This window comes from Arthrobacter sp. GCM10027362 (genome assembly GCF_042679445.1).
Classification (GTDB): domain Bacteria; phylum Actinomycetota; class Actinomycetes; order Actinomycetales; family Micrococcaceae; genus Crystallibacter.
This window is the reverse complement of the sequence record NZ_JBHTML010000276.1, coordinates 1-3,734: the sequence shown is the minus strand read 5'-3', so window position 1 is coordinate 3,734 and position 3,734 is coordinate 1. Positions and strand designations below refer to the sequence as shown.

Annotated in this window: 2 protein-coding genes; both read right to left on the bottom strand. The window is 72.9% G+C overall.

Going from position 1 to position 3,734, the window contains the following annotated elements:
- Positions 1 to 3,171, bottom strand: a 3,171-nt coding sequence (locus ACFQ36_RS21435) for a DEAD/DEAH box helicase (RefSeq protein ID WP_377017364.1), incomplete at its 3' end; no start/stop codon positions are given.
- A gap of 102 nt (positions 3,172 to 3,273) precedes the next feature.
- A partial coding sequence (locus ACFQ36_RS21430) for a DUF4232 domain-containing protein (protein WP_377017362.1) occupies positions 3,274 to 3,734 on the bottom strand: 461 nt, incomplete at its 5' end.

Genomic DNA, 3,734 nt, shown 5'->3' with positions numbered 1-3,734 from the left:
GGCGTCCTCGACCGCGGCCCAGCAGGCGGTGCCGGCGATGTGGACCTGCAGCGCGCGGTTGGCGTGCGCCAGCTCCGCCAGCAGCGGCTCGACGTATGCTTCGGCGTCCTGGCCGCCGGCCTCCGGGAGCTGTACGCGCGCGGCGACCTCGTTCGTGGTCAGCGGGCCGAGCAGGCGCAGCAGGTCCGCGATGCCCTCGAGGCCGCGGACCTTGCGGTCCTCGGTGAGCCGCTGCAGCTCCCGCCCGGTCTGGGCGATGACCGCCTCGTCCAGCAGTTCGCGCAGCTCGGCCCGGCCGAGCAGGTCGTTCAGCAGCGCCGGGTCCAGGGACAGCGCGGCGGCGCGGCGCTCGGCCAGCGGCGAATCGCCCTCGTAGAGGAAGGTGGCGACGTAGCCGAAGAGCAGGGAGCGGGCGAACGGCGAGGGCTGCGGCGTCGTCGTCTCCACCAGGCGCAGCTCGCGGCGTTCGATGCGCGCGGCAATGTCCTTCAGCGCGGGCAGGTCGTAGACGTCCTGCAGGCACTCGCGCACGGTCTCGAGCACGATCGGGAACGTAGGGTACTTGCGCGCGACGTCCAGCAGCTGGGCCGAGCGTTGGCGCTGCTGCCACAGCGGGGTGCGCTTGGCCGGGTTCTGCCGCGGCAGCAGCAGGGCGCGGGCGGCGCATTCGCGGAAGCGCGAGGCGAACAGCGCCGAGCCGCCGACCTCGGCGGTGACGATCTGGTCCAGTTCCTCCGGGTCGAACAGGAACAGGTCCGCCCCGGGCGGCTCGTCCTCCATCACCGGCACCCGCAGCACGATCCCGTCGTCGGCGGCCATCGCCGAGCCGTCCAGGCCGTAGCGCTGCTGCAGCCGGGCACCCACCGCCAGGGCCCAGGGGGCGTGCACGGGCAGGCCGAAGGGGCTGTGCAGCACCACCCGCCAGTCGCCGAGCTCGTCGTGGAAGCGTTCGACGACGAGGCTGCGGTCGCTGGGGATGACGTCGGTGGCCGCCCGCTGTTCGGACAGGTAGGCCAGCAGGTTGGCGGCGGCCCAGTCATCCAGTCCGCTGCCGGCCAGCCGCTGCCGGGCCTGGTCCCCGGCCAGGCCCGAGACCTCCCGCACGAAGCTGCCCAGCGCCCGGCCCAGTTCCACCGGCCGGCCCAGCGAGTCCCCCTTCCAGAAGGGCAGCTTGCCGGGCTGGCCGAAGGCGGGGGAGACCAGCACCCGGTCGTGCGTGATGTCCTCGATCCGCCAGCTGGTCGCGCCCAGGGCGAAGACGTCCCCCACCCGGGACTCGTAGACCATCTCCTCGTCCAGCTCGCCCACCCGCCGGCCGCCGGTGTTTTTTGAGGTTCCCGCGTTTTCGGAGCCGGCCAGGTAGACGCCGAAGAGGCCGCGGTCCGGGATGGTGCCGCCGGAGGTGACCGCCAGGCGCTGGGCGCCGGGACGGCCGGTGAGGGTGCCGGCGATCCGGTCCCAGACGATCCGCGGGCGCAGTTCGGCGAACTCGTCCGAGGGGTAGCGCCCGGCCAGCAGGTCCAGGGTGGCCTCGAAGGCCGAGCGCGGCAGCGTGGCGAAGGGCGCCGAGCGGCGGACGACGTCGAACCATTCCTCCGCGTCGATGCTGCCCAGGGCGGTGGCGGCCACGGTCTGCTGGGCCAGGATGTCCAGCGGGTTCGCCGGGATGGCCAGCGGCTCGATCCGCCCGGCCAGCATCCGCTCCACCGTGACGGCGGTGTTGACCAGGTCCTGGCGGTGCTTGGGGAAGAGCACGCCGCGGGAGACCTCGCCCACCTGGTGCCCGGCCCGGCCCACCCGCTGCAGGCCGCTGGCCACCGACTGCGGGGATTCGACCTGGACCACCAGGTCCACCGCCCCCATGTCGATGCCCAGTTCCAGGCTGGAGGTGGCCACGACGCAGCGCAGCCGCCCGGTTTTCAGGTCGTCCTCGATCAGCGCCCGCTGGTCCTTGCTCACCGACCCGTGGTGGGCGCGCGCCAGCACCGGTTCGGCCCCGGCGCTGGATCCTGCCTGCGCCATGATCTGCGCCGGGGGAGCAGCAGGTGACGTACGTTCGGCCGGAGACGTCCTCGAGGAAGGCGGCTTTAATACTTCGGAAGGCCCTCCAGGGCCTGAAGAAGTTTCGTTGCCGCCGTTTGAGGACGTCTCCGGCTCCCAAGGCGGCGCTTCCGCCGCGGCCTGACGTTCCGCCCAGATTTCGTTGAGGCGGGCGGTCAGGCGTTCGGCGAGGCGGCGGGAGTTGGCGAAGACGATGGTGGACCGGTTTTCGGCGATCAGGTCCACGATCCGCTCCTCCACGTGCGGCCAGATCGAGGCCGGCTGCGGGTTCGGATCCAGCTCGTCCGCCGGCGGCGGGACCAGGGCGGTCATGTCCTCGACCGGCACGGCCACGGTCAGGTCCCAGCGCTTGGCCGCCGGCGGCGCGACGATTTCCACCGGCGAGCTGCCGCCGAGGAACCGGGCCACGGTCTCCAGCGGCTCCACCGTGGCGGACAGGCCGATGCGCTGGGCCGGCCGGGGCAGCAGCGCGTCCAGGCGCTCCAGCGAGACGGCCAGGTGCGCCCCGCGCTTGGTCCCGGCCACGGCGTGCACCTCGTCCAGGATCACCGTGTCCACGTTCGCCAGGGTCTCCCGCGCCTTGGAGGTGAGCATCAGGAACAGGGACTCCGGCGTCGTGATCAGGATGTCCGGTGGGCGGGACAGCAGCTGCCGGCGCTCGGCGGCAGGGGTGTCCCCGGAGCGCACGCCCACCGTGACGGACGGTGCGGGCAGGCCCAGGCGCCTGGCGGTCTGGGTGATCCCGATCAGCGGGGCGCGCAGGTTGCGTTCCACGTCCACGCCGAGGGCCTTCAGCGGCGAAATGTACAGCACCCGGGTCCCGCGCGGCGCCGCTTTCGCCCGGGCGGGCAGGTCCCCGAGGGGCAGCTCCGGGGCCTCCCCGGCGGCCTGCAGGAAGCCGTCCAGCGCCCAGAGGAAGGCCGCGAGGGTCTTGCCCGAGCCGGTCGGCGCCACCACCAGGGCATGCGCCCCGTGCGAGATGGCCGCCCAGGCGCCGGCCTGGGCCGGAGTGGGCGCGCTGAAGGCCCCGGTGAACCACTGCCGGGTGGCCGGGGAGAACCTGTCCAGAACCGCGGAATCCGCCGGGTCTGCTGCCTGCTGGGTGTTAATTCCGATGTATCCGAGATTATCGCCCGGCGCCGACAAGGTGCACCGGGAGCCGAGGATCGAGCCGTGCCCGTCCGGCCCGTTCCGAATGGCCGGAGGCGGGGCTTACGGGGTGTGGAACGTACCGACGGTCATCAGGACTACCTTTTCATTGGCGCAGCCGACGGTGGACTGCGGCGCCACCAGCGAGGCCGTGTCGTTCGGCGGGTAGACCCGGACCCCGGCGACGTTGGTGGGCCTGCACTCTTCCCCGTAGTTCTGGGCATTGGTCTGCCGCACCTCGGCGACGGCCGAACCGCCCGGTGCCACCGTTACGGCGGTCACGGCGGCATCCGGATTGCGCTGGGCGGGGGCGCCGACCTGCTTGCCGTTGGCATCCACATAGGACACCCCGGGGTAGCCGCGCAGCGTGCATGCGGTGGTGCCGGTGTTCTCCAGCACCAGATTCCGGTAGACGCTGCCGGCCGCCCCGCCGCCGGGCTGGGTGGCAATGCTTGCCTTGAGCTGGGCGGCCTTGCAGTCGCCGCCGGTTCCGACGGCGCCGCCCGGGGCGGCAGCGGTGGCGG